Raw genomic sequence first — 21,365 nt, forward strand, 5'->3', positions numbered from 1 at the left:
TCGTTCCTTCAGCTTAGTTCCTTATAAGTGCGGATAAGGCGTAAAGGGGAGGTTGAACCTCCTCCCCATCGGTTGAGGTTTTTTTGTTTTCCTCGGGTATTGAGCCATGCAAATAATACGCGAAATTGGTTGTGATCGTACTTTGTCACTTCTCGCAAAATAAAGTGTATCCCAATCCCAAGACCAAACATGGTAAAATCACTGGTCAAAATGAAAAGAATGGATGTCGCCATGACATTGAGCGCCATCGCTTCCATTGTAACACCAGCAAACATGGCCGGGCGCGTACAGGCAAGGAAAAGAGTATCTTCGTTCATTTATGCTGTGCCCGCTAATTTACCGACAAGAGCAGGGGCACCAAAAACAATAGCAATCCCCAGAACACAGTAAGCTGCTTTGCGTAAATCAATAAAGCCGTACATCCAGCCAATCCCCACAGCAGCAACACATATAATAGCAATAAGCTTTGCCGTTGGACCCGTCATCATTGTGACAATGTTGCCTAAAACACCATCAAGATTTCCCAGACCACCTCCACCACCAGTAGTAGTAGCAGCATAAGAAAAATCAGATACAAAAACTGCCGTAAAAAGCAGCATGGTCACGATAAAAATGATGTTTTGGAATCTATTATCTGTCATTTTACCTCTCTTTAACAAATAATATTTGTTTATATGTCGACATTCCATTGCCTCTAACAAACTGAAGAGTGCTGTCATTTGATGACAGTTTAATTCTTCTTGTTTGTTTGTTTTAAAAGCCTTGATCGTGGATCTGTTCACTCTCAAGCTCTTCTTCGTAAAGAGACAGAAGTCTTTTCAAGTTGAGATTGTGTTACATGAAAATGGCAATTTTAAGTTGTGTATATTGGTAAAAATAACAATATTAAAATAATGAAAGAAAGAATATCATTCTTTACAAAATGTAGTTAATCTGCAACATTTATATTTGGATTTTTTCTTTAAAAACAAGGGGATTGCTGATCAATAATCTGATATGATAGGAAAAAAACGAATTTTTTGAGCGAGCGTGTTAAGAGATGCTATTTAAATTGATTGTTATTATTTATATTATAGGGGCCACAGTGTGGGGATTAAGCCAATATAAAGATAAAATGGATTTCAGCATTCTTAAAACATTTGAGACGCAAGATATCCAAGATATTGTCGATCTTTATCGAGAAGAAAAAAAGTTGGGTAGATCTATCACCAAACAGCAATTAGAAAAAAATGAACCAGCTCTCGATTTGCAGAAGAGTGTTTCATTAAATGATGTTGCAAATAATGCTGTTGTTTTTCATGGTAAGGCTTCTGTTACAAGTGGGGTTACATTTAAATTACTGACGCCTGCTGCACAATCTTGGCGCTCACATATCTCCCGTGATATTCATCTTTATGGTGTGGACACATGTGCACCCCGTCAAAAAGCAAGATTAAATGATCAAGAATGGCCCTGTGGTGCGGTTACAACGGCTTGGCTTGTCACCAAAACACTTGGACAGGATTTATCCTGTAAACAGGCTTTGATGCACAATGGTGTTTATTATGCGCAATGTTTTGTTCAAGGGGTTGATTTAGCTGAGGCAGGTCTTAAAGAAGGTATGTTGGTACTCTCAAAAGAGGGGAAAAATCCTATTCCAGCCCAGTATCATCATGCGGAAGAAAAAGCACGTGGTAACAAGATTGGTCTTTGGTCGAGTGATTTCACTGAACCTTTAAAATGGCGGCGAGATAATGGATCCTATAACCCCTTTGCTAGTCCATGATTGGTTTTAACGAACATATTTACTTAAATTTTTATAGAGAAAACTTTATCAATAAAATTGTACCAAATCGTAGAGCAAATTTGAATAAACGGTGAGATTATTTTCGTTTAGGAAGTAAATGGATGGTACTTCCCTTTTCAAGGTAGGGTTGCTTTCAAAATCGCTTCTCTATTTTTACTTATGTGTTTTATAAAAGCAGGAAAATGTCATTGTTGGTGGCAAAGCATTTTTGAGTATTTGTGTTTGAAGGAGAAAGTGAGGCGATAAAAAACGCTCAAGAAACGGATTTCTAGAGCGGTGTTGATAAAAGTAAAAAATGAACAGACCCAAAAATGGTGTAACGTTTGATATAACGGATAGAATCTTTCACAATGCCTTAAAAGAATTCATAGCAAAAGTTTTTTCATCAGAATTTTGTCTTCAGGATTGGATCACGTTTTTTACTTCTTTAAAAGTGATCAATCTGTTGCGTTCCTTGAAAAGCTTTCATAATTATCTGCTTTTAAATTCAGACTTCCAAATGATGGATGGATTTCAAATAGACTCTACACGAAGAAATCTTCGTAAAAATGATTTGCATTGCTGATTGTTTTCTATATATCATAAAACGCTTCTATTTAAGCATTCGATGGGGAACAATAATCAACATATAAATAGGTAAAAAGAGCTCATACTTTTTTGTTATAGCTTTGTGGTTTAATGATCGTGAGATTAAGTATTATAATGCTCATAGGTTTTCTATAGGGCTAGGGGCGATGCCTATTGCAATGTAACTATTTGAAATCAGTTGGACAAAAGCATTAATGCGTCTTCTGATTTCATCATTTGTATTCAGTTTGGGCTCTTTCCCTTCTCATTGTATTTTATGACAAACTCATACGATGGCTATTGTGAGCTCTTCTTGCGTTATTTTACTCAGAGTATTCACTTTGAAAGCAAGCAAGTGATAGTGAGGCTGTATTCTCATACAGTGTGAAAATTCAACCCTCATTTGGGGGGATGATATTAACAGATAAGGTATTTAAAGAGGAGTAAAATGAAAAAAATTATTTATTATGCATGACTCTATTATTCGTCTTGGGGTGTGAAAAAACCTATAGCGTAGAAGATTTTAAAAAAGATGCAAAATTAAGAGAAGAATGGGGAACGAAGTGTTGTCTTTTTTGATGATATCAGTGTAAAAAAAGGCAAGTAGAACATTCAAAATATCGGAAATTTCCTTTAAACGTCCTGCGCTCACGCGATTTAAGCCTTTTTCATACTTTTGGATTTGTTGAAAAGTGACACCTAAATGATGCCCTAATGTTTTTTGAGACATTTTTAGCACTTTTCGCCTAAAGCGAATTTTTTTGCCTACAAAAAGATCAATATTAAGATTTTGAGCTTGCATTTTCCCCCTCCAGGTGCGAGCGCCCTCGCATTGGTATTCCGGGAGCTTGAAAACACTGAACCCTAGTCAGCATTTTGCTTTTAGTGCTTGGAGCACCTGGACATAGCAAAATCTCCCGGAATTCCGGGATACCCACATAGTGGGTTTATTTTTACGCTAGGGTTTCGGGTTTTCAAGACCCCTTTTGATCGTTGCGTATGCGATCAAAACATTTTTCGATTCATAAAGTAATTTTAGGAGATTGGCAATAAAAATAGTTTTTCTTGAGACGGATAGATTTTTTTAAATAGGAGGTTGTTTGCCTTTCAAAGTTTTAAGGTTTGCTTACTCAACTCATGACATCAGATATGCATTTTACGAAGGTAAAACTTGGTTTTTAAGCTCAAGTCACCGCTTACGGTGCTGTCCTTAACCAATAACCAAAATGACTTGTTTTGATGCGTCTGAGATATCATGATGATAGGGGAAAGCTTTTATGAGTAAAGAGCCCTCATGCAAAATAAACTCAAAACATTATAGATCTTATTGTTGTATATTCACATGTTTGTTTTAGAAGATATTTCTCAATGTTAGCGCCTATTTTACAATGGTGCTTCGTAAAGTATGTAGCGTAAAAGCCTCTATGAATGGGATAAAAGCTATATTGCTATCTTTACTGAAAAAAAGATGCTCGGACGGCACATACTCTCTGCCAGTTCAAAATATTACGACAGTTTTTGCCTTGAAAGGGAGCATAAGAGCTATTTTTTCTTTCTTCACGTGTTTTTATCTGTACGCTCTCTGCTTATAATGTGTAAGCGAATAGGTTTTTATTGATTCAATATAAACAAATTTGAAATGAGAAAATATATTGGTCTTTCTCATGATGCATGTTTTTAAGAGGGGGATACGTTTATTTTCTCAGTGAAGAATTTGAGTATTTTAGATAAAAAACTCTATCAACGTCGTTGTTGTTAGAATTAAAATTTTTATGAGAAAAATGAACATTGGGGAATGATAAGCTTTTGCTATCAAGCATTTTAGAATTTTGCACAACTTAATGATAACTTAGTTATTTTATCATTTCTTATGATCTCTATAGACGATAAAAAATTGGGATATGGTTTGAGAAAGCAGATGACACAAGTATTATCTTTCGGTAAGTAGTTTTGAAGTAAAAGACAGCTTTAAATGACAAAAGAGATAGGTGCTCCATGAATGAACTTACCCATATTGAGACTATTATAGCGCATTATGATGCTGTTTTTTGTGATGTGTGGGGTGTTGTGCATAACGGTGTACATGCATTTGAACCAGCGTTGAAGGCGTTGTATAAAATCCGACAAATGGGAAAAACTGTCATTTTATTAACCAATTCTCCTCGGCTACGGGAAGATGTTGCTGCTCAATTACAAAGCATGAATGTTCATAGCAACTATTATGATGCCATTATCACTTCAGGGGATGTAACACGCGATCTCATTCAGACTGCTCCACGTAAAGTTTTTTTCATTGGTTCACAACGTGATTTGGTGCTGTTTGAAGGGTTAGAGTGTGAATTTGTTGAAGAATGGGAGGCTTCTGTTGTCGTCTGTAGCGGTTTTCTTGAAGATTTTGACGAAGAACCCTCTGCTTATGAGGAGATGTTTTGTCGCATGCGGTCGCGGAATTTACCTTTTATTTGTGCGAACCCAGATGTGATTGTCCATTATGGAAATAAAGAATTTTGGTGCGCTGGTGCATTGGCTCGTCTTTATCAACAATTAGGGGGGGAAGTGCGCATTGCTGGAAAACCTCACGCGCCTATTTATGAATGTGCCTTTGAAGAACTTCAAAAAATACGGGGAACAGTAGAAAAAAGTCAAGTTTTAGCTATTGGTGATGGTCTTTTAACGGATATTAAGGGGGCGGCTCACTTTGGTCTTGATGCCCTTTATATTATGGGGGGGATTCATCATTATGATTATACGCAAAAGGGTGTGGTTGATAAGCAAGCTTTGCATTCTTTTCTTGAACATCATGGTTATAAACCACAAGAAATCATGTGGGCACTTCAGTAATGACTAATTTTTTGCGTCTTCAGGGAATTCATATGTTTCCCTCGGCTTGGCGGGGAGCAGTGTTGGCACTTGGAAATTTTGATGGTGTTCATTGTGGGCATCAGGTGGTGTTGCAAAAAGCACTTGATTTCGCGCGTATAAAAAAGAAACCAGCTGTTGTTTTAACTTTTGAACCCCATCCAAGAAGTTTTTTTCAACATTCAGCTCCTGTCTATCGTTTGACAGAGGCAGCTGAAAAAGCTGAAATTTTTAAAACCCTTGGTTTTGACGGCGTGATTGAACAGCCCTTTGATGCACAGTTTGCCGCTCTTTCAGCGGACGAATTTATTAAGTCGTTTTTAAAGGAAGTTTTTGATGTTTCAGTTGTGGTGACAGGCGAAAATTTTCAATTTGGTCATCAGAAAAGTGGAAATGTACATCTTCTTTGCCAAAGAGGAGAGAAATATGGGTTTGAGGTTGTGCAAGTTCCTTGTGTTGCTCGTCCTCAAGAGTCACAATCTTTGATCATTTCCTCGAGTTTTATTCGGCAACTTCTCTCACAAGGGGAAGTGGACAAAGCAGCCCATTTGTTAGGGTATCACTATCGGATACGCTCCAATATTATTCAAGGTGAAAAACTTGGACGTCTTTTGGGATTTCCTACCGCTAATCAAATGTTGCCTCCCCAAGTTCGTTTGGCTCATGGTGTTTATGCGGTACGTTTGCGTCGTGCGAACGGTGTTTTGTATGATGGTGTTGCAAGCTTTGGTTGTCGTCCAACGGTTGTTAAGGATGGGGCGCCCCTTTTGGAAACCTATTTGTTTGACTTTAACGACGACCTTTATGGGGAAAGCTGTACCGTTTCTTTTTTCCAGTTTTTGCGAGGACAAGAAAAATTTGATGGACTTGAACCTTTGATTGCGCAAATGCATCGTGATGAAAAGAAAGCAAAAGAAATTTTAAAGACAGTACAACCATTATCAAAGTTGGATAGGCTGCTTACTTTTAAAAATATGTCCTAAACTGATCTGAAAAAGAGAGAAGAGCCGTAAAAATAGCACTTAAAGTGATTATAATCACAAAGATATATTCCAAAACATCGTGGAATATATGTTTTTTCCGTTGTTGAGAGGGAGAATCGAATATCTGAAGATCTGATTTTGGCATCATTTTTTTCAAAGTTAACTTTATGGTTTTTGTTGTCATTCAAAACTTTACTGCTTGTTTCTTTCTGATCCGTTAAAACTCATCATAAAAGATGCAGTAAAGAATAAGCACCCAGACTATTTAGCAATAATAGACGTGAAGAGGGAGAAAGGCTGTTTTTAAAATTTCTTGCGATTTTAAGCTTATAGTTTGATAAAATTTAATTGATGACTTTTTTTATTTTAAAAGTTTATTGTTTCTTCTTTCTAATTTGTTTTATTATATCATTTATGCCTTATCATCGTTTATGATGAGAGTTGGTTTGTGTAACCTTACGCATGTGATATTTTGTATTATGTGATGAATATTTTTAAAAAAGGTTTGTTTGTCAAGTCTCGTGAAGAAGATCAGTGGTTAGCAGCAGTTTTCGTGCTAACCAATCACGTAAAAGAGAATGAAGCTGCTGGAAGATGCTTTAAGTCTCCTTTTTCTTGTATATTGTGATGGGGAATGCATATTAAGGAGACTGCGATTGATTGCAGATAAAAAGAAATCATTGCGAGAAAGCAGGTGTATTTGTTTCAAAATTTCTAATGCTTTTGATGGATAAAGGCACAATTTTTTTGTCGTAACACTTCAATCTTTTAGATTCTCAAGCTAAGAACTATCCATATATCTCCTTTGTCCTTCACAAATGTAACGCCTATAATGCAAAGGAAATATAGTCTTGTAAGGATATAAAAACACAAAGCCAATAATGTTTTGTTGTTTTTTGATAGAAGTATTGGATAAAAGTTAGAACATCTTTCCAATCTATGTTCGACCTATTCATGACTTTATGGTGTTGTTTTTCTCATAAAACTTTTTCTTTAGTGTTCCTCAATGCGAGCAGTATGTTTGAGATAAAGATTAAGGCGCTTTAATGCTCTCTCTACTGTTACAGCTTTTGTATGCTAGATGAGGAGAGCCCTATTGCATTATCCATTTGCGTATTCTCTGAAATCAATCTGCAGCCTTATTGGGGAAAATATGAAGTTATCAAGGGAAAAATCAGTCCAGATGACTGTCTTTTTTAAATTCGGCTTTGCTACTTTCAAAAGCGTCCAGAGCAATATCTCTTAAATCATGAAAATAACAGTTTCAGGCTTTTGTTGTTCTTTGAATAGGATATCAGATCCCACAGGTAAAATAAAATGCTGGAATATCCTTGTTTTGCTAATTTATGCACTTCTTTTAAAGAAATATCTCTCAACGCTTCTCATATTTATTTTCATGATGGCTCTCATGAATGGTATCATGCAAGTTTCGTTGAGCGCTATCATCTTTATGCCTAATAAAAGAGCAATCCGACACCACCAGTTATGACACCACCAGTTATATTGACAAGCCTTCAGTGTTGTACAGTCTTGGCTATTTGAGAGCGTTTATGAGAGTTTGTTCTTAACTCGTTTTATTTCACACGAATACTTCCTGCTTGTGACATGCAAGAAACACGCTTTTGATTGCTTCACTATAAATAGACTTGAGAGAATCTTACGGTATTAGGATTTCTCACTCAACGTGCAAAACAATTAATTGTTATAAATCAATATGTTGTAGTTAACCATAGATTATGGCTTACGGCTTTTTTTATAAAATACTCTGCATGCCTTTTATTCGGAATATGGGGTTTTCTTAGTGGTTTTACTGTCGTTTTAGGTGTTTGTGGCGTACGAATGAGCTCGTATTGGTAAAGGAAGAGAAAAAGAAAGTGGAGCAGTGATAAAAGGTGGGGTAAAAATAAATTTTCTTGATCATCATATGAATTTTCACGCATTTTTATGGCTTCGGGTGTGTATGCTCGTTGTATATTGAGGAGCAAAGCTTGCTTGTAGAGTTTTATGAAGTGGCAAGCCAAGGGAGGCGCAAGACAAAGATTATTGACAGATTGTTTTTTACAAATCGATGTGTATTTAAGAATTTTCGTCTTTTAAGGTGCGGAGGAAGTGTGCGAGCCCTCTGTTTAAAGACGCGCTAAACGATAAAGATGCAGCGAGCGTGATCCGTGATGACAATAGGCAAGAAGAGGCAGAGAGGCTGTTTTTAAAATTGTTTGCATGGCTTCAACAGCTGACTTTTCTATAGTTGGAGGAGAAATGGGAATGTGATAGGCTTTTATGCCATATTCATTTGCGACCGTTTTAATGCTAGAAAAGTCAGGTTGATGGAGCTCTTCGTGATCGGGGCGGTTACAGATAATTGTTTTAAAACCAGCTTGTGCCAATGTTTTGATATTTTCTATGCTAATTTGGGCGCTGATAAAAATATCAGGTTCAATTTGTTGTAAATTCATTTTTGTTTATTCCCAATTGCACGATCTTCACGATACCCTCTGGTCTAGTATATAGAAAGAACATAATGAAGGTAAGTTTTTCAGTGGCATCTTAACAAAAATATTCTTTTTGTCGAGAAGATCTATTTGGGAAAAATGAGCTGTAAGATGCAAAATATCTCATTCCGCAACATGTTCGTTATGCGATCTTATAAAAGACGGATGTTTGGTCTTTATGGATAATCTATAGTGTTTACTCAGCATAGATATTTCATTGTGTTGTTTGTTTACACGCTTGCTAGAGGTATCCTTACTTTTCTTAAGCCCATTTTACTCTGTCGAGCGTTAAAGAGTATAAAATTCATGGACCACCACCCTTTTTACACTTATGAAGAAGGAAGTCGGCACCATTATTATATTTGCCAACCCCCAATATTGTAATAGTTCTTGGTACTTGAGATTCTGCATAAGAAGCATTTTAAATCCTTTCTTGTACAGTTTTTACCCACAAGCCAGCCCTGCTTGTACGTACAAGAGATATGATTTTGATTAATTTAATATAAGAGGCATGAAATGAGAGAATCTTCCTGATTTCGGCTCTCTCATTCAACGTGCAAAACAATGAATGCTTCTTATAGTTTGTTGTATATTCAGAGTGGAGCTTATTTGTAGAGTTGCATTAAGTGGATTGCATGAAGGGAGAAGCCCAAATGGCAGGCGCGAGATAAGAAACTGGATCATTTACATAGCATTGTTCACAGATCGACATGGATTTAAGAATCTTCGTTTTAGGGCGGGAGAAGAAGAGCGTGTCTTTTGTTTAGATTTATTTTTGTTATTTTCAAGAATATCATCTTCATAATGTTTTGCTCATGTTAAAAGAATATTATAATAAATTGCGGGCTATTGTTATTTATCCTGAAAATGGGAGAAATGGTTATTTTGCACGTATTGGATGCTTGTTTCTTTTATTACTTTCTGTATAATCGTAAAAACGATAATGCTGAAAGGCGTAATAAATGATCATTGGATTTTTGAATCAAAAGGGAGGTGTCGGAAAAACGACATTGAGTGTTAATCTTGCGGCCAGTTTTGCTCGGACCGGTGCACGGGTATTGCTTATTGATGTTGATCCACAGGGAAGCGCATTGGATTGGGCTGCTGTGCGTGAAGATGCACCTTTGTTTTCGGTTATTGGTTTACCGCGCGCAACGGTTCACAAAGAGATTACACAGATTGGTCATGGTTATGATCATATTATTATCGATGGCCCTCCGCGTGTAACTGATCTTGCTCGTAGTGCTCTTATGGCTTCGGATTTGGTGCTTATACCTGTTTTGCCTAGTCCCTATGATATTTGGGCAGCGGATGGAATTGTAAAGCTGATTGACGAAGCACGTGTTTATAAAGAAAATCTTAAATCTGCTTTTGTCATTAATCGTAAAATCGTCAATACAGCGATAGGGCGTGATGTAAACGAAGCTCTTGGCATATACCCCGTGCATGTTCTTTCTTCTAGCGTTGCGCAGCGTGTGATTTTTGCAGAAGCAGCAGCACAGGGGAAGGCGGTTTATGAAGTTGATAAGCAAGGACCAGCAGCAGCAGAGATTGAAGCGGTTGCAGCGGAAATCAAGGAGTTAGCGCGATGAATAAAAAAATTAAAATCGGCACAAAACCAACGAATAAATCAATTCCTTTAACAGCGGATGCATGGGTAGGAAGCCACAAAGGGAGCATGAGTGGAGGTATGAAGCGCCTCACGATTGATGTACCAGAAAGTTTGCATCGGTTGATTAAGGTCAGTTGTGCAAGTCGTGGAACTAAAATAGCTGATGAGGTCCGCGAATTGCTTTCACAAAAATACGGAAAAGTGTAAAAAATGATACGATAATTTCGTTGGTTTGAGTGCTTTTTCTAGAGATGATATCGATTGTTTTTATACGAAGTTAATAATAAAAGCGCTCTTCTTTTTTCACGATAGTTGTTTCATTTAAGTTGTTTTTCATAAGGTTCTGTATCATCTCATGAAAGAGCTATGAGTTTGCGAAAAATTCTCCATTTCAAACTTTTCCCTATAAATGTGATAATCATCATACTATTTGTCATTTTATATCTCTAGATGAATAGATAAGTTTATTCTTCCATAAAAATTATCTTGATAATGATTTTAAACATCAGGTTATTTTTGTTTATTTTACTTAATACATAGGTAAATAATGTAATTAAGAGTAGCGTTGATTATTTTTTTCTGTTATGCAGCAATCCATTTTATTAAATTATATTCATGTTTATAAAGGGGGGATAAAAATAAGTAAAATTTACTGATATTGACGCGCTATAATTTTTCCTAATAAACAAAAGAAGTAATTGAGTATACTATAGACAATATTTCTTACATTTATATGATTTTATAGTCTTAAATAGTTAATGCCAGTCGTAATGATATGCAAGACAATAGGTTTTTTTCTTCAATTGGAATGTATAAGATTGCTTGTTTAGCATTTCTATTGGCTTTTAAAAAGTGCAGGGGGACTTAAAGCTTTCTTTCTTTTCCGGTGGTTTAGAAATGATAAGAGTGCAATTAGTTGACTAAAAGCTGTATTCTTTCGTTTGCAGAGAATTTGCAATGGGTATAGGCATAACGAATTTTGGGTAAGATATTCGTACTGTTTCTCGTTACTAAGAGGTTCTTGAAGGAAAAGAAATGATTAAAAAGCTTTTTGAGAATGTCAAGATATCAGAATTTTTACTGAAGTTTTAACACTTCAAATACAAAGAGCTGCCGTGCAGATAATGTTACAAATGCAAGTCTGATAAATGAAAGAGGCTCTTATGATTTAACATGTTTGCGTTGGAAGTGTACGTATTTGCAAAGGAAAATTAGACGCAAGGTCACAATATAGGAGGGGATGTGAACCCAAAGATATTGTTAATAAAATATAAAACAAAGAGAGGGGTTAAATCATGAACAAGATCATTATAACAGCGCTACTGCTTTGCGTGGGACTTGTCGTTTCTGGTTGTGAAAAAACTTATAGCGTAGCAGAGTTTAAGAAAGATCCCAAATTACTCGAGCAATGGGCAATGAAATGCATGATATCAGAGGATTTAGATTCTCAAAATTGTAAAAACGCAGATAAAGCGTATCGTGAAGTTCATGCCCGAGATTGGCCTGGTTCAAGCTTTGTACATGATGACGAGAAAAAAACTGAAGAGAAAAAGGAAGGGAATTAAATCATGAATAAAGTCATTATTACAGCATTACTGGTTTGTACTGGACTTGTTGTTGCTGGTTGCGAAAAAAACTACAGCGTAGCGGAATTTAAGAAAGATAAAACATTACTCGAAGAGTGGGCAAAAAAATGTGAAAAGCTGGATCAATCTTCTATGGAGAAATCTAAAAATTGCCAACATGCCAGACAAGCATATATGGAACTGATGTTTGGCATTAATTAAAAACATACAATTCAATAAATAAGGAATTGTTTAGCTATTGATTCTATTACGTTTTTAGGCTCTCTCTAACTTTTAGAGAGTCCTTTTATGGCTTCAAGAATTAGTCGTTTACGATCAGTACTCTTTGTGTAAACGGATGCTATACTGTCATTGTTAAGCCCAAAAGTGCTTTCAATTGTAGATAGTATTGCCTCCCAATGAGTTGTTATGTGTTACTACTAATTTTTTAATGTTTTGGTTACATGTGTTTAAAATATTGAGATTAAATCTATCTTTGGGGTGTTTTTTTTGCGTTTATCACAAAAAAATGTTTCATTACACTAAGATCGTCTTTAAGTGTTGCAGCTAATTTCGGAAAAATTAGGAGGAAACATTTGTTTGGAAATTACTTTCTCTGTTTTAATAAAGAGAAAAACATTCTGAATAGAATTATTATCGTTTCATACTCAAATGTTTTTCTCAAACTATTTTTAAAAAATTTCTTTTGATTTGAGAATATTATAACATTAGTTAAGTTGTGAGACAGTTTTGCTAGGACGGTTTTGCCGGATGTGTGAGGAATTGAGTGCTCTCCACATCTTTTCATTTTTCTCCTCTCTCTTTTCTGAGTTTACAAGGGTTTTCCTTGTTATTTTTTTATCTTAATTGTGTCGTGATATTATCATGTTGAGCGGTGGAGCTCATATAAAATTTACGTATGAGATGTTTTTTGTTCTCGAGTGTGTGATGAATATTTTTCTAAATAACACTTTGATTTATAAAAATGATTTAATTATTTTATGCTGAATAAGGATCTCGAATATAGTAAGCTTCTCTTATTCCAAATCTGTTTTCGGTTGAATTAATTAAAACCATCTTCTTGCATGGTACAAGCGGGGAGCGCCGTGTAGATAAAAACTGTTGGAGAAAGAAGTAAAAATGCCTCTTATAAACGATCTCAAGTGCTAAAGGTTATTGCAACATTTGGGGCTGGAAAAGTGTGTGATGCTGCTGGTTTATTCTCTCATAAGGGTAAAGATGGTGTTCAATGGATTTATCATAAGCTTCATGAAATATTATCCTTTAGGATTGTGAGATGCCCTGAAGGGGGAAGCAAAAGGAACTTACTCAATAAGGAGACAAATTATTTACAGATTGGATCTGGTAGAAAATTTCGTTTTTTAAGCTGGGAATGAAGTTGAGATTCAAGATAGCGTGAAAAGATGGACAATGATGGTTAAAAATGCATACAAAAAGCAGAGTTTACACCTCAAATAGTTGCAAGCGATGTTTGAAATTGAGTGTGTGGTTTATCTGTAGAATTAAAATTTTTCTTTGATCTTATGTGAAATTAAGATGCTTATTTGCGCAGATTACAATAAGCCAAGAGAGTATGCTTAGTATATTTCTATTACGAGAACTAAAATAACAACAAAAGCATTGATGGTGATAATCAAGGTTGAATAAAGCATAGCGGCTTTTACGAGATCAGCCATAAAAACCTCTTTCTGTTCTTTTTGAGGTGATTTTATGAATAACAATATGTTACAATCTGTAATATATTGCTGATACAATATATTCGGCAAGCTTAAAATCGTTCCTTTTTTTATAAAAGCTTAAGGAGTTGGAGTATTGTGAATCCTAAAAAAGAAAGCTTTAAAAGGACTATTGATTGATTTTGTAAGTTTTGTGTTGCTGGAAACTTTTTTATCCTGTTATGCTATAAAGCACTGTCATTTATAACGGTAATATAAGACATATAAGTTTTCTTGGAACGTTTAAGTATTTTTTAGTGTACGATGAATATTCGTAGGTTTATTTGTTGAGCCTTTCGTTTAAGTGAATCAGATGAGGGGAAAGTCAGGAGAAGATCGTTTGACAAAAATTCGGACTGCGTACAGAGCTGATTGAGTTAAGATCTTAGTCCTTTAAGGTGAGCGGCGGAAGACAAAAATGTTTTCTGATCGTTTATCTCATAGCAAGATTGGTTAATGCTGCTCTAATGGGGCATGTTTTGCACAAAAGTAAAGAACGCTCCAAACGAAATATACTTATGTTGTATATTAGTATATTTGTATTGCATATTTATGTACTTGTTTTAGAGAAATATCTCTCAACGCATACGAAAGACATTTTACGATGACACTCGTAAATGGTATAACGGTAAATGTGAATAGTATAACAGTAAAGCTCTCGTGAAATAATATAAACTTTGAATAATATAAAAATCTATAAAATGCTATCATCTTTATACTTATGAAAGAGCAAGTCACGATCATCGTACGCTTGCTTCCAATGTTTATTATAGTTCTTGGCATTTGCTAAGGTTCATAAGAGGACTTTTTCTTTCAGCGTATTTTATCAACACATCAGGGCGTTGTTTGTGATGTGCAAGCAAGTGATTTTAATTTATTCAACATGGAATAGATTTGAAATGTGATGATTATGAAAGAGAAGAGCCGCATTTAAAAGGTTGAAAACGAGAGAAAGATCGTAAACAAAAATTGTACCTTGATTATAAAATGATTGTTTCTCTGTTTTTATACTAGTAGCGCAGGTAAAGTCGCGATATTAAGAGCAAACTGTGTTATGGAATGAAATAATCTGTAAGAAGATGCTGTGAAAATTCTGAAAATATCAATGGGGGGAGCGTTAAGCATTATGCATTGGATAATATTTTGATTTATAATGATAATCTATTGTTATTCAACTTGAATTAGAGCCCTGAATACTGGAATTTTTTTCATTCCAAATCTGTTTCGCGGTGAATTAACTAAAACAATGTCTTTTGCAGTTACAAGAAGGGAGCTCCTATGCGCAGAGAAATTGTACAAGAAAGGCATGCTTTTATGAACCGTCTCAAGTGTCAAGAGTATCAGAACATAAGGGGATAGCAAAATATATGATGGTGCTGGCTTGTTTCTTTTATTAAGCGTAAAGATGGAAAATGCTCAATGGATTTTATACATGTCATGGGAGATTTATCATTATATCATTCATGCATTCATGGGCCGCGGCGCGAAATAGGCTTGGGTGCACTTAAGAGATATTTCTTTAAAACAAGCGCGTGAATATGCGATTGAAGACGTATCGAACTGATTGGCTAAGAAACTCTTGAAAAGGTTCAAAAAATCTTATATAGTCGTTCATTGCAAAGAAAAGCGAATGATAATTTAAAAAAGGAAGATTGATGGCTGTTTAGCTATTTTAAGATGTCTTTTTATATTGCTGTGTGGCTGATCTGTTCAAAAGAGCATTCTTTTTGTGTTTTATGCGAAATACTGCATGTGTGCAGAAAGAGCATGGGAGAGGGGGGTATCCTTTTGAATGGGTGCGAACTGGTCTTGTCTGGTGCCATCTTATGGGGCGCCAGAAGGTATACAGGTTTTAGTGCAGAGAGAGCCATAAGGTTATGGAGGGTAAAATGCTGCTATCGGTAAAATGCTGAAATTTTTCATGGGCTTAAGTCTTTAATATGCTGCAAGATAGGCTGCGTTTTTTTGTCGGCAGGTAGTTTTTGTGGCTGAAGTTCTCGTGAGAGCATTGTTATTTTCTGTTGAAGATGAGCTCGTGATAAAATCGGTAAGGCGAAATAGACAGAGCAAATATGGAAGTTTTGATATTGCTGTAAGGTTTAAGTTTATAGCGTTTTTATGGATTAGTATAGCCGCAATGATGGTTTTGGAGCAAAGCAAGAAAAATATTTGAGAGAACGCGTTGAAAGTTGAAGTGGTATACGCTTTGAAGGATTGTCGTGCTGTTGTTTGAGCAATGTTTGCACCACGAGCTTGGTTGAGTGTATCAGCATTGAAGAGAACCTGTTTAATCTCCCTCATTTGAAAGTAAGATTGAACAATAGTGTTGAAGGGGAAGTAAAAATGTCTGTAGTGCAATATGGTGATGATAGTTTTGCGGCAAAAGCAAAAGTTCTTGATAACAACCTTATTGATCGTGATTGGGCGATGACAAAATTTGTTGCTGCTGTTAAAGGATTAGCTCAAGTTGTTGATTATGAAAGCAATATGCTAGAGAGTAGTGGTGTTCCAGATTACGAAGAAATAAATTTGCGTAAAATACGTGGTTTGCGTGATCTTAATAAATCCATGAGTGATGTGAAGCGCTATATGAATCAAGATATTGAGCATGAGGTTGAAAGTTTGTTGTCTGATTTACAAGAAAAATTACAGCGTAATAGTGAATTACTTCAAACACATTTAAATGCAGTTAATGATCTTTTTAGAGCTATACAGCTATCTGGACGTGCAAAAGAAATAGAGGAATAAATTCAAATCTGATTAATACGGGCTGTTCTAAGTAATGACAATGATTAGGTAGGGCAGTTGATTTGGATAAATAGTGCGTTTAGTGAGTAGACTTGTTTTAAGCGCATTTTGGTATTTAAATTATTATCCTGATGTACTGTAAAACGCTGTTCTTAAAACAATGTCTTTTAAGGTGTCGTGATGTGAACCGCATGCGGTGAGAAGCTGGCTGGAAGAGAACTCAGAGAAGGCGGATTATTTACAGAGCATTGTTTGCAGACTGAGTTAATAGGGAGCTTCATTTTTTAGTTTAGGGGGAGGCGATCAAGAGAATATTTAGACCAGCCTGTGATGCCTTAAAAACAGCTTCCTTGGGGGTGTGGTAATGTAAGGTTTATACATTGAGTCTTTTGCATGCATTTAGCAGACCTAGCGGCGACTTATTCTTCCGTTTCTTAAGGCAAAGTACTATCAGCGCTGGAGTGTTTCACGGCCGAGTTCGGGATGGGATCGGGTGCGTTCACTCTGCCATAACCACCAAGTCAGCAAAAAGCATGAAAGATGAAGAGTATGTGATGAATATTGCCTATCAGCCTCATGGAATACTGTCCTTTGAAGTGTGGTGATATGACGCGGTTAGTTGTTTAAATCTATATGCTTGAGACAAAAATTAAAGCGGTTTATTATTTCATTCTGTTGTTTTAGTTTTTGTATGCCAGATTGAGAGAGCATCCAGATTTGAGCGAGTATATTGCGTATACCTTTATTGGCGTAATATTTGAAATGGGGAGGCAATCTCATTGGGAAAGAATAAAGGGGTAGAAATCAGCGTCTCTCTGTACCGCCGTCCTTTAATTTAGCTTTATGTCTTTCAAAAGTATCTAAAGCACTATCTGTTAAATAATGAAGATTACGCATTGTTTTACGCTTTTTTTATTGTGTGTTTTACTGGGTGCATGTCCTTCATGCACGACAAAATACTCAAAATAGAATGGATTTGTTATTCCTAATTCACGCCCTTGTTTTAAAGAGATATCTAAGCTCTCAAGTCTATTTCGTGATGGTGTTTGTGGGGTGGCGCAACGACATCTTTGATGCAACGGCGCTTGTGAATGGTATAATAAGAAAGTTCTCATGGAAATAATATAAAATCTATAGGGTACGACCATCTTTATACTTAATAAAAGAGCAAGTTGATATTGTTATATTTTTCAACATTGTCATATTCTTTGTTTGCTCCCAATGTTGCTCCAGCCCTTGGCACTTGAGATAGTTCATTAGAGGCATTTTCAATCCTTTCTTAATAGTTTTTTATCCCTATGGCTCTTCCCCCTTGTCACTTGTAAGAGATATGGTTTTTGTTGATTCAACATGGAACAGGTCTGAAATGAAAGAATCTGACGATATTCTGGATTCTCATTTAACATGGAAAACAATGAATTGTCTTTATAAATCAATATCTTGTCTTATAATTGAGCTGCTGTAGCATTGAGATTTTAGAGGAAAAACATGCCTTTAAGAATTTATACCAGATACTAGTCTTTATAGCAGGTATATTAAATGTACATCATCTAAAATAAATGGAGCGTCCACAGCGAAGAAGGGGCTGACTTTTTAAAATCCGCATGAATGCTTATTCTGTTGTGCTGTAAAAATATCATCGCTTGAGGTGTGGTGATAATATAAGACATAAAATTTTATGCATGGGGTATTTTGATGAGAGAATGTTATGGTATTCAGTTTTTTATTCAATATGCAAAAGAAATATTATAAGTCAAAATCTTCTTTGATGTGATAATGATTGTTGAGAATTTAAAAAAATATATAAATTTAAATAAAAAAGCAGCACTTTGTGCTGCCTTTTTTATTTAAGTTAAAATTAACTTCTGCTTTAGAAACGATAACGTATTCCGCCAGACAAATTGGTGCCAGATACACCGGCTTTTTGCAGTTTTTGCCGATAGCTGATATCGGCGTTTAGTACGATATTTTGAGAAAGATATGCATTCACCCCCACGCCTCCCTCAACTGAAGAGCCGGTAGGATCAACATGAAAGGTATCAGCAATTTTTATTGTTTTACCATCGCCAAAAGTTCTGATAACATTCATTTTACCATAGAAGGAAACAGCTTTGTTTTCTTCAACAGCCATTATCGTTTTTGTTAAACGTCCACCAAAACGGATCAACCATTGATGTGGATTGCCCATGTCTACTTTTAAGCCATTGGTATCTGAGAAAATATCAAACATGAGATTTTGATAAATGAATTGAGCTTGTGGTTCAAAGACAAGCCCTTTTGTATCGGTTGCTAATTTCTGACCAATGGTTGCAGATATATTAAGCATCTCGGTACCATCCAATTTTGCGGCATTCCCAACAAGAGCTGTGGTAATATTTCCTTTTAAGGTTCCGTAAGAAAGAAGAGCGTTGACATATATACCATTGCTATGCTGGATGCCGCTATAAGCGGTAAGTGACCATTTATCAAGCGTTGTCTTTTCAGAATCTTGCATCTCTTTTGGCGTAAAGGCAATCTTTCCGTACGTTCCTAAAAGACCAAAATGTGCGCTTATGTCTTTGCTTTCTAAGGCGGCTAATATGCCCCCTAATTGTAAGGCAGTATAGTTTACATCAGCACCATAACCATAGTGCAGTGGATCGCGGTTGGAAGATAGGGTGACCTTCTCGCCGTAGGAAGAGAAAAAGATACCATTCTTTTTATTGTCTTTTGCCCCAAATACTGTTGTTCGCATATTGTCTAACAACGTGTTTTGATTGTTTACATCAGTAAATCCAGCAGAAAATAAAGTATTAGATATGGTTAAATAGTTTGCTACCTGTGGTAAAAGGGCTCGAACTTTTTTATCCTTATCAATGTAGGCATTTTGTAAGCGGAAATCCCAGAAATCACTATTCTTCTTGCCAAAAAGATTTTGGCTCTCATGAGATGTTCCAGGCTTATAGCCTGTGAGTACATATTTATAAGGTTGTTTCCCTATTGTCATATAGTTTCCTGCTAACGTGAAGGAATTTTCATTCGCTTGTCCGGAAACTTGAATGATTGAAATCCCATGTGTCTCTAAAGGAAGTGAAGCCATCTTCTCTTCCCAAACAGCAGAGCTATCGGTTTGGAGATTGATGTGAACAACAGTACTTCCTGAGACATCACCATTAATCACAATGCGATCAGTTTGTTGTTCCGTGATAGGAGAATGTTTATTCCATTGAGTGTTTACATAAATCTCTGCAAGACCCGCTGTACTATAAACCGCTGCTGTGTGAGTTGTTTCGTCTTCTTGCGAAAGATTAGGTCCTATAAACAGAGTTTGATAATGTCCCTCAATTGGCTTGTCAAACATAATGGCACTGTTTGTAAGGTGCAATTCAGAAAGATTAGAGTATGATTTTTCATCAACACCAAACTGTCTATAGTCATTTAAAATATTATCATTATTTGTGGCATTTTTATTAGCCTTTACAAGCCATTTCGTCCTCTCTTTTAGATCAAAAACTGTTCTATTATCTTTAGAAGTTCTTACCCGACCTTCTAAAGAAGAGTGGTCTGCAACTAATGTAATGGTATTTGTGGAGGCACTTTCGTTCTTGATATTTTTTAATAAAATATCGGCATGAACTTCTGAATTTTTAAGGTTGACTTCCCCGTTTACGCCTGTTCCATAAAGGTTGATACCGTTACCATGTTCAACGAAAAGCTTTGTATTCTCTAAGGTTACTTTATCAGCAATATTGGCTACATCTTGTTCTTGAACGGCATTGGTGTTCCTTTCAGCATTGTGTGTATATCGTTTTCTAGGGGCATTATACGGATTGTTGCGGAAAATAATACCGTCTGCTTCATAATTTCCCGTGACATGGACGCTTGAATCCTTAAGTTTGATTGTGCCCTCCATGTTTACCAAACCAGCTGTTTCTGCTGTTACAGTAATGCCTGTAGCATCAATTTCTCCACCATCTGATACGCTTAGTGCAACAAAACGCGCATCAACTGTTCCCCCTATCATATTGACTTTTGAATTATTTCCCTCTGCATGTACAGCAAAACTATTGTCTTGAATTTTTTTATTATGTAGCGTTATGATCTCACCGTTTTTAGCTTCAACTCCAGCGCTTATATCCTCAATTTGTGTAGACTTTTCAGGTTGTTTTATTGGTGATATTGTTTTTTCAATCTCTGATTTTTCAGATATTTTTTGTGCATATGAAGATTGCACTGGCGCTGGTTTTGCAGATTTTGGTGGTACCAGTAATGCTGGTTTTTCAGTTTCTACTCTTAAAGATATTGGTTGTGCGAGTTCTGGTTCATTAGATGTTGGTATTTGCTCTGTTGTTGGTTTTGTAGGTTCCGTGCTTGTAGGTTCAGACTTTGTAAGTGTTGGTTGTAAATTCGGTGAAGGTTGTGTAGGTTCTGGCTGTGAAGACACAGCAGAATTCGATAGTGTTTTTTCGCTGGAAGAGTCTGCAGAAGAGGAGGGCGCCCCTGAACGTCTTCTAGATTTTGCTTTCATTCCTGTTGTTGAAGCTATTTCTGTCGTTAGAGATTGTGTAAGAGTGTTTTGTGTTGTAGGGTTAGATTGTACACCTTCTGTAACTTTAGTCTTTGATGTTTGTGTACTTCCTTGACCAAGATCAGAGTTTTGTTTTGAAGAAGAAATTATATTTCCAGCTGAATTTCCTTCAAGTTGTGTTTTGGGAGGTAGAGTGCTTGTAGAAGTAGGCGTTGTAGTTTCATTCCCTGTAGGAGGAAGGGTTATGATTGTTCTTGTAGAGCTAGATGTTGAAGGTGGATATGAATATGATGGCATAATTTGCCCGATTCCATCATATGGATCTTTATACGGATCAAAAACTCCGGATAGATTTATTTGTGACTTGACACGAGCAGGTTGTAGAGAAGAAGAATCTATCGTTGTTGATGGATTTGTACTATGAATAGCATAAGACATACTGGTGGAAGAACAAAACAGAACTCCAGAAACTGTGTATAGTAAGAAGCTTTTTTTCATATGGATGTATTC

Annotated in this window: 14 protein-coding genes, 1 rRNA gene and 1 pseudogene; 10 read left to right on the forward strand and 6 right to left on the reverse strand. The window is 36.0% G+C overall.

Annotated elements, in window-relative coordinates:
• Positions 1-8: 8 nt before the first annotated feature.
• Entirely contained in the window at positions 9-317 is a 309-nt protein-coding gene (locus ACFINU_RS05285; RefSeq protein WP_273723684.1) for a type IV secretion system protein VirB3, read from the reverse strand.
• The gene (locus tag ACFINU_RS05290; protein WP_375618274.1) at positions 318-641 is read right to left on the reverse strand and encodes a TrbC/VirB2 family protein; all 324 of its coding nucleotides are present in this window, start codon (positions 639-641) and stop codon (positions 318-320) included.
• Between the two features lie 398 nt (positions 642-1,039).
• On the opposite strand from ACFINU_RS05290, the gene ACFINU_RS05295 reads away from it, so the two are divergent.
• Complete coding sequence (locus tag ACFINU_RS05295; RefSeq protein WP_375618273.1) at positions 1,040-1,765, forward strand: hypothetical protein; 726 nt, start codon at positions 1,040-1,042, stop codon at positions 1,763-1,765.
• A 1,059-nt stretch (positions 1,766-2,824) separates the two neighbouring features.
• Positions 2,825-2,932 carry an EexN family lipoprotein gene (locus ACFINU_RS05300; RefSeq protein ID WP_375618272.1) on the forward strand — a complete coding sequence of 36 codons (108 nt, stop codon included), beginning with the start codon at positions 2,825-2,827 and terminating at the stop codon, positions 2,930-2,932.
• Here the strand turns inward: ACFINU_RS05300 and ACFINU_RS05305 are convergent.
• Positions 2,910-3,155 (reverse strand): annotated as a pseudogene (locus ACFINU_RS05305) (helix-turn-helix domain-containing protein); the annotation flags it as partial. The gene ACFINU_RS05300 and the pseudogene ACFINU_RS05305 sit on opposite strands and share 23 nt — an antisense overlap.
• A 1,193-nt stretch (positions 3,156-4,348) precedes the next feature.
• Here ACFINU_RS05305 and ACFINU_RS05310 point away from each other — a divergent pair.
• Entirely contained in the window at positions 4,349-5,194 is an 846-nt protein-coding gene (locus ACFINU_RS05310) for a TIGR01459 family HAD-type hydrolase (protein ID WP_375667430.1), read from the forward strand.
• The gene (locus ACFINU_RS05315) at positions 5,194-6,195 is read left to right on the forward strand and encodes a bifunctional riboflavin kinase/FAD synthetase (RefSeq protein WP_375618270.1); all 1,002 of its coding nucleotides are present in this window, start codon (positions 5,194-5,196) and stop codon (positions 6,193-6,195) included. The genes ACFINU_RS05310 and ACFINU_RS05315 overlap by 1 nt, the downstream gene beginning before the upstream one ends.
• A 2,126-nt stretch (positions 6,196-8,321) precedes the next feature.
• On the opposite strand, the gene ACFINU_RS05320 is transcribed toward ACFINU_RS05315, so the two are convergent.
• The gene (locus ACFINU_RS05320; RefSeq protein WP_375613563.1) at positions 8,322-8,651 is read right to left on the reverse strand and encodes a TIGR01244 family sulfur transferase; all 330 of its coding nucleotides are present in this window, start codon (positions 8,649-8,651) and stop codon (positions 8,322-8,324) included.
• A gap of 998 nt (positions 8,652-9,649) precedes the next feature.
• Here ACFINU_RS05320 and parA point away from each other — a divergent pair.
• The 6 genes from parA to ACFINU_RS05350 all read left to right on the forward strand — a co-directional run bounded on the left by parA (position 9,650) and on the right by ACFINU_RS05350 (position 16,348).
• Entirely contained in the window at positions 9,650-10,279 is a 630-nt protein-coding gene (gene parA / locus ACFINU_RS05325; protein WP_375618269.1) for a ParA family partition ATPase, read from the forward strand.
• Positions 10,276-10,506, forward strand: coding sequence for a plasmid partition protein ParG (locus ACFINU_RS05330; RefSeq protein WP_375618268.1), 231 nt, complete (start codon positions 10,276-10,278; stop codon positions 10,504-10,506). Before parA ends, ACFINU_RS05330 begins: the two co-directional genes overlap by 4 nt.
• 1,088 nt (positions 10,507-11,594) lie before the next feature.
• Positions 11,595-11,864 (forward strand): EexN family lipoprotein, encoded by a 270-nt coding sequence (locus tag ACFINU_RS05335; RefSeq protein ID WP_375618267.1) that lies wholly within the window; start codon positions 11,595-11,597, stop codon positions 11,862-11,864.
• A 3-nt stretch (positions 11,865-11,867) separates the two neighbouring features.
• Positions 11,868-12,086, forward strand: coding sequence for an EexN family lipoprotein (locus ACFINU_RS05340; RefSeq protein WP_375614687.1), 219 nt, complete (start codon positions 11,868-11,870; stop codon positions 12,084-12,086).
• Between the two features lie 941 nt (positions 12,087-13,027).
• Positions 13,028-13,261 carry a hypothetical protein gene (locus ACFINU_RS05345; RefSeq protein WP_375618266.1) on the forward strand — a complete coding sequence of 78 codons (234 nt, stop codon included), beginning with the start codon at positions 13,028-13,030 and terminating at the stop codon, positions 13,259-13,261.
• Positions 13,262-15,943: 2,682 nt separating this feature from the next.
• Entirely contained in the window at positions 15,944-16,348 is a 405-nt protein-coding gene (locus ACFINU_RS05350; RefSeq protein WP_375618265.1) for a flagellar protein FlgN, read from the forward strand.
• A 406-nt stretch (positions 16,349-16,754) separates the two neighbouring features.
• Here the strand turns inward: ACFINU_RS05350 and rrf are convergent.
• Positions 16,755-16,869: ribosomal RNA gene (gene rrf / locus ACFINU_RS05355) — 5S ribosomal RNA — on the reverse strand.
• Positions 16,870-18,218: 1,349 nt separating this feature from the next.
• Positions 18,219-21,353: an autotransporter outer membrane beta-barrel domain-containing protein gene (locus tag ACFINU_RS05360; RefSeq protein ID WP_375618264.1), complete on the reverse strand. Its 3,135-nt coding sequence runs from the start codon at positions 21,351-21,353 to the stop codon at positions 18,219-18,221.
• Between the last annotated feature and the right edge of the window lie 12 nt (positions 21,354-21,365).

The sequence above is a fragment of the Bartonella sp. AC130YNZD genome, from assembly GCF_042196865.1.
In the GTDB taxonomy this organism is placed as follows: Bacteria; Pseudomonadota; Alphaproteobacteria; order Rhizobiales; family Rhizobiaceae; genus Bartonella.

Excerpts from the sequence above, each read along its gene's own strand:
- ACFINU_RS05315 (WP_375618270.1), top strand. The coding sequence starts at position 5,194 with ATGACTAATTTTTTGCGTCTTCAGGGAATTCATATGTTTCCCTCGGCT.
- ACFINU_RS05310 (WP_375667430.1), top strand. The coding sequence starts at position 4,349 with ATGAATGAACTTACCCATATTGAGACTATTATAGCGCATTATGATGCT.
- ACFINU_RS05300 (WP_375618272.1), top strand. The coding sequence starts at position 2,825 with ATGACTCTATTATTCGTCTTGGGGTGTGAAAAAACCTATAGCGTAGAA.
- ACFINU_RS05360 (WP_375618264.1), bottom strand. The coding sequence starts at position 21,353 with ATGAAAAAAAGCTTCTTACTATACACAGTTTCTGGAGTTCTGTTTTGT.
- ACFINU_RS05295 (WP_375618273.1), top strand. The coding sequence starts at position 1,040 with ATGCTATTTAAATTGATTGTTATTATTTATATTATAGGGGCCACAGTG.
- ACFINU_RS05335 (WP_375618267.1), top strand. The coding sequence starts at position 11,595 with ATGAACAAGATCATTATAACAGCGCTACTGCTTTGCGTGGGACTTGTC.
- ACFINU_RS05285 (WP_273723684.1), bottom strand. The coding sequence starts at position 317 with ATGAACGAAGATACTCTTTTCCTTGCCTGTACGCGCCCGGCCATGTTT.
- ACFINU_RS05320 (WP_375613563.1), bottom strand. The coding sequence starts at position 8,651 with ATGAATTTACAACAAATTGAACCTGATATTTTTATCAGCGCCCAAATT.
- ACFINU_RS05330 (WP_375618268.1), top strand. The coding sequence starts at position 10,276 with ATGAATAAAAAAATTAAAATCGGCACAAAACCAACGAATAAATCAATT.
- ACFINU_RS05340 (WP_375614687.1), top strand. The coding sequence starts at position 11,868 with ATGAATAAAGTCATTATTACAGCATTACTGGTTTGTACTGGACTTGTT.
- parA (WP_375618269.1), top strand. The coding sequence starts at position 9,650 with ATGATCATTGGATTTTTGAATCAAAAGGGAGGTGTCGGAAAAACGACA.
- ACFINU_RS05290 (WP_375618274.1), bottom strand. The coding sequence starts at position 641 with ATGACAGATAATAGATTCCAAAACATCATTTTTATCGTGACCATGCTG.
- ACFINU_RS05350 (WP_375618265.1), top strand. The coding sequence starts at position 15,944 with ATGTCTGTAGTGCAATATGGTGATGATAGTTTTGCGGCAAAAGCAAAA.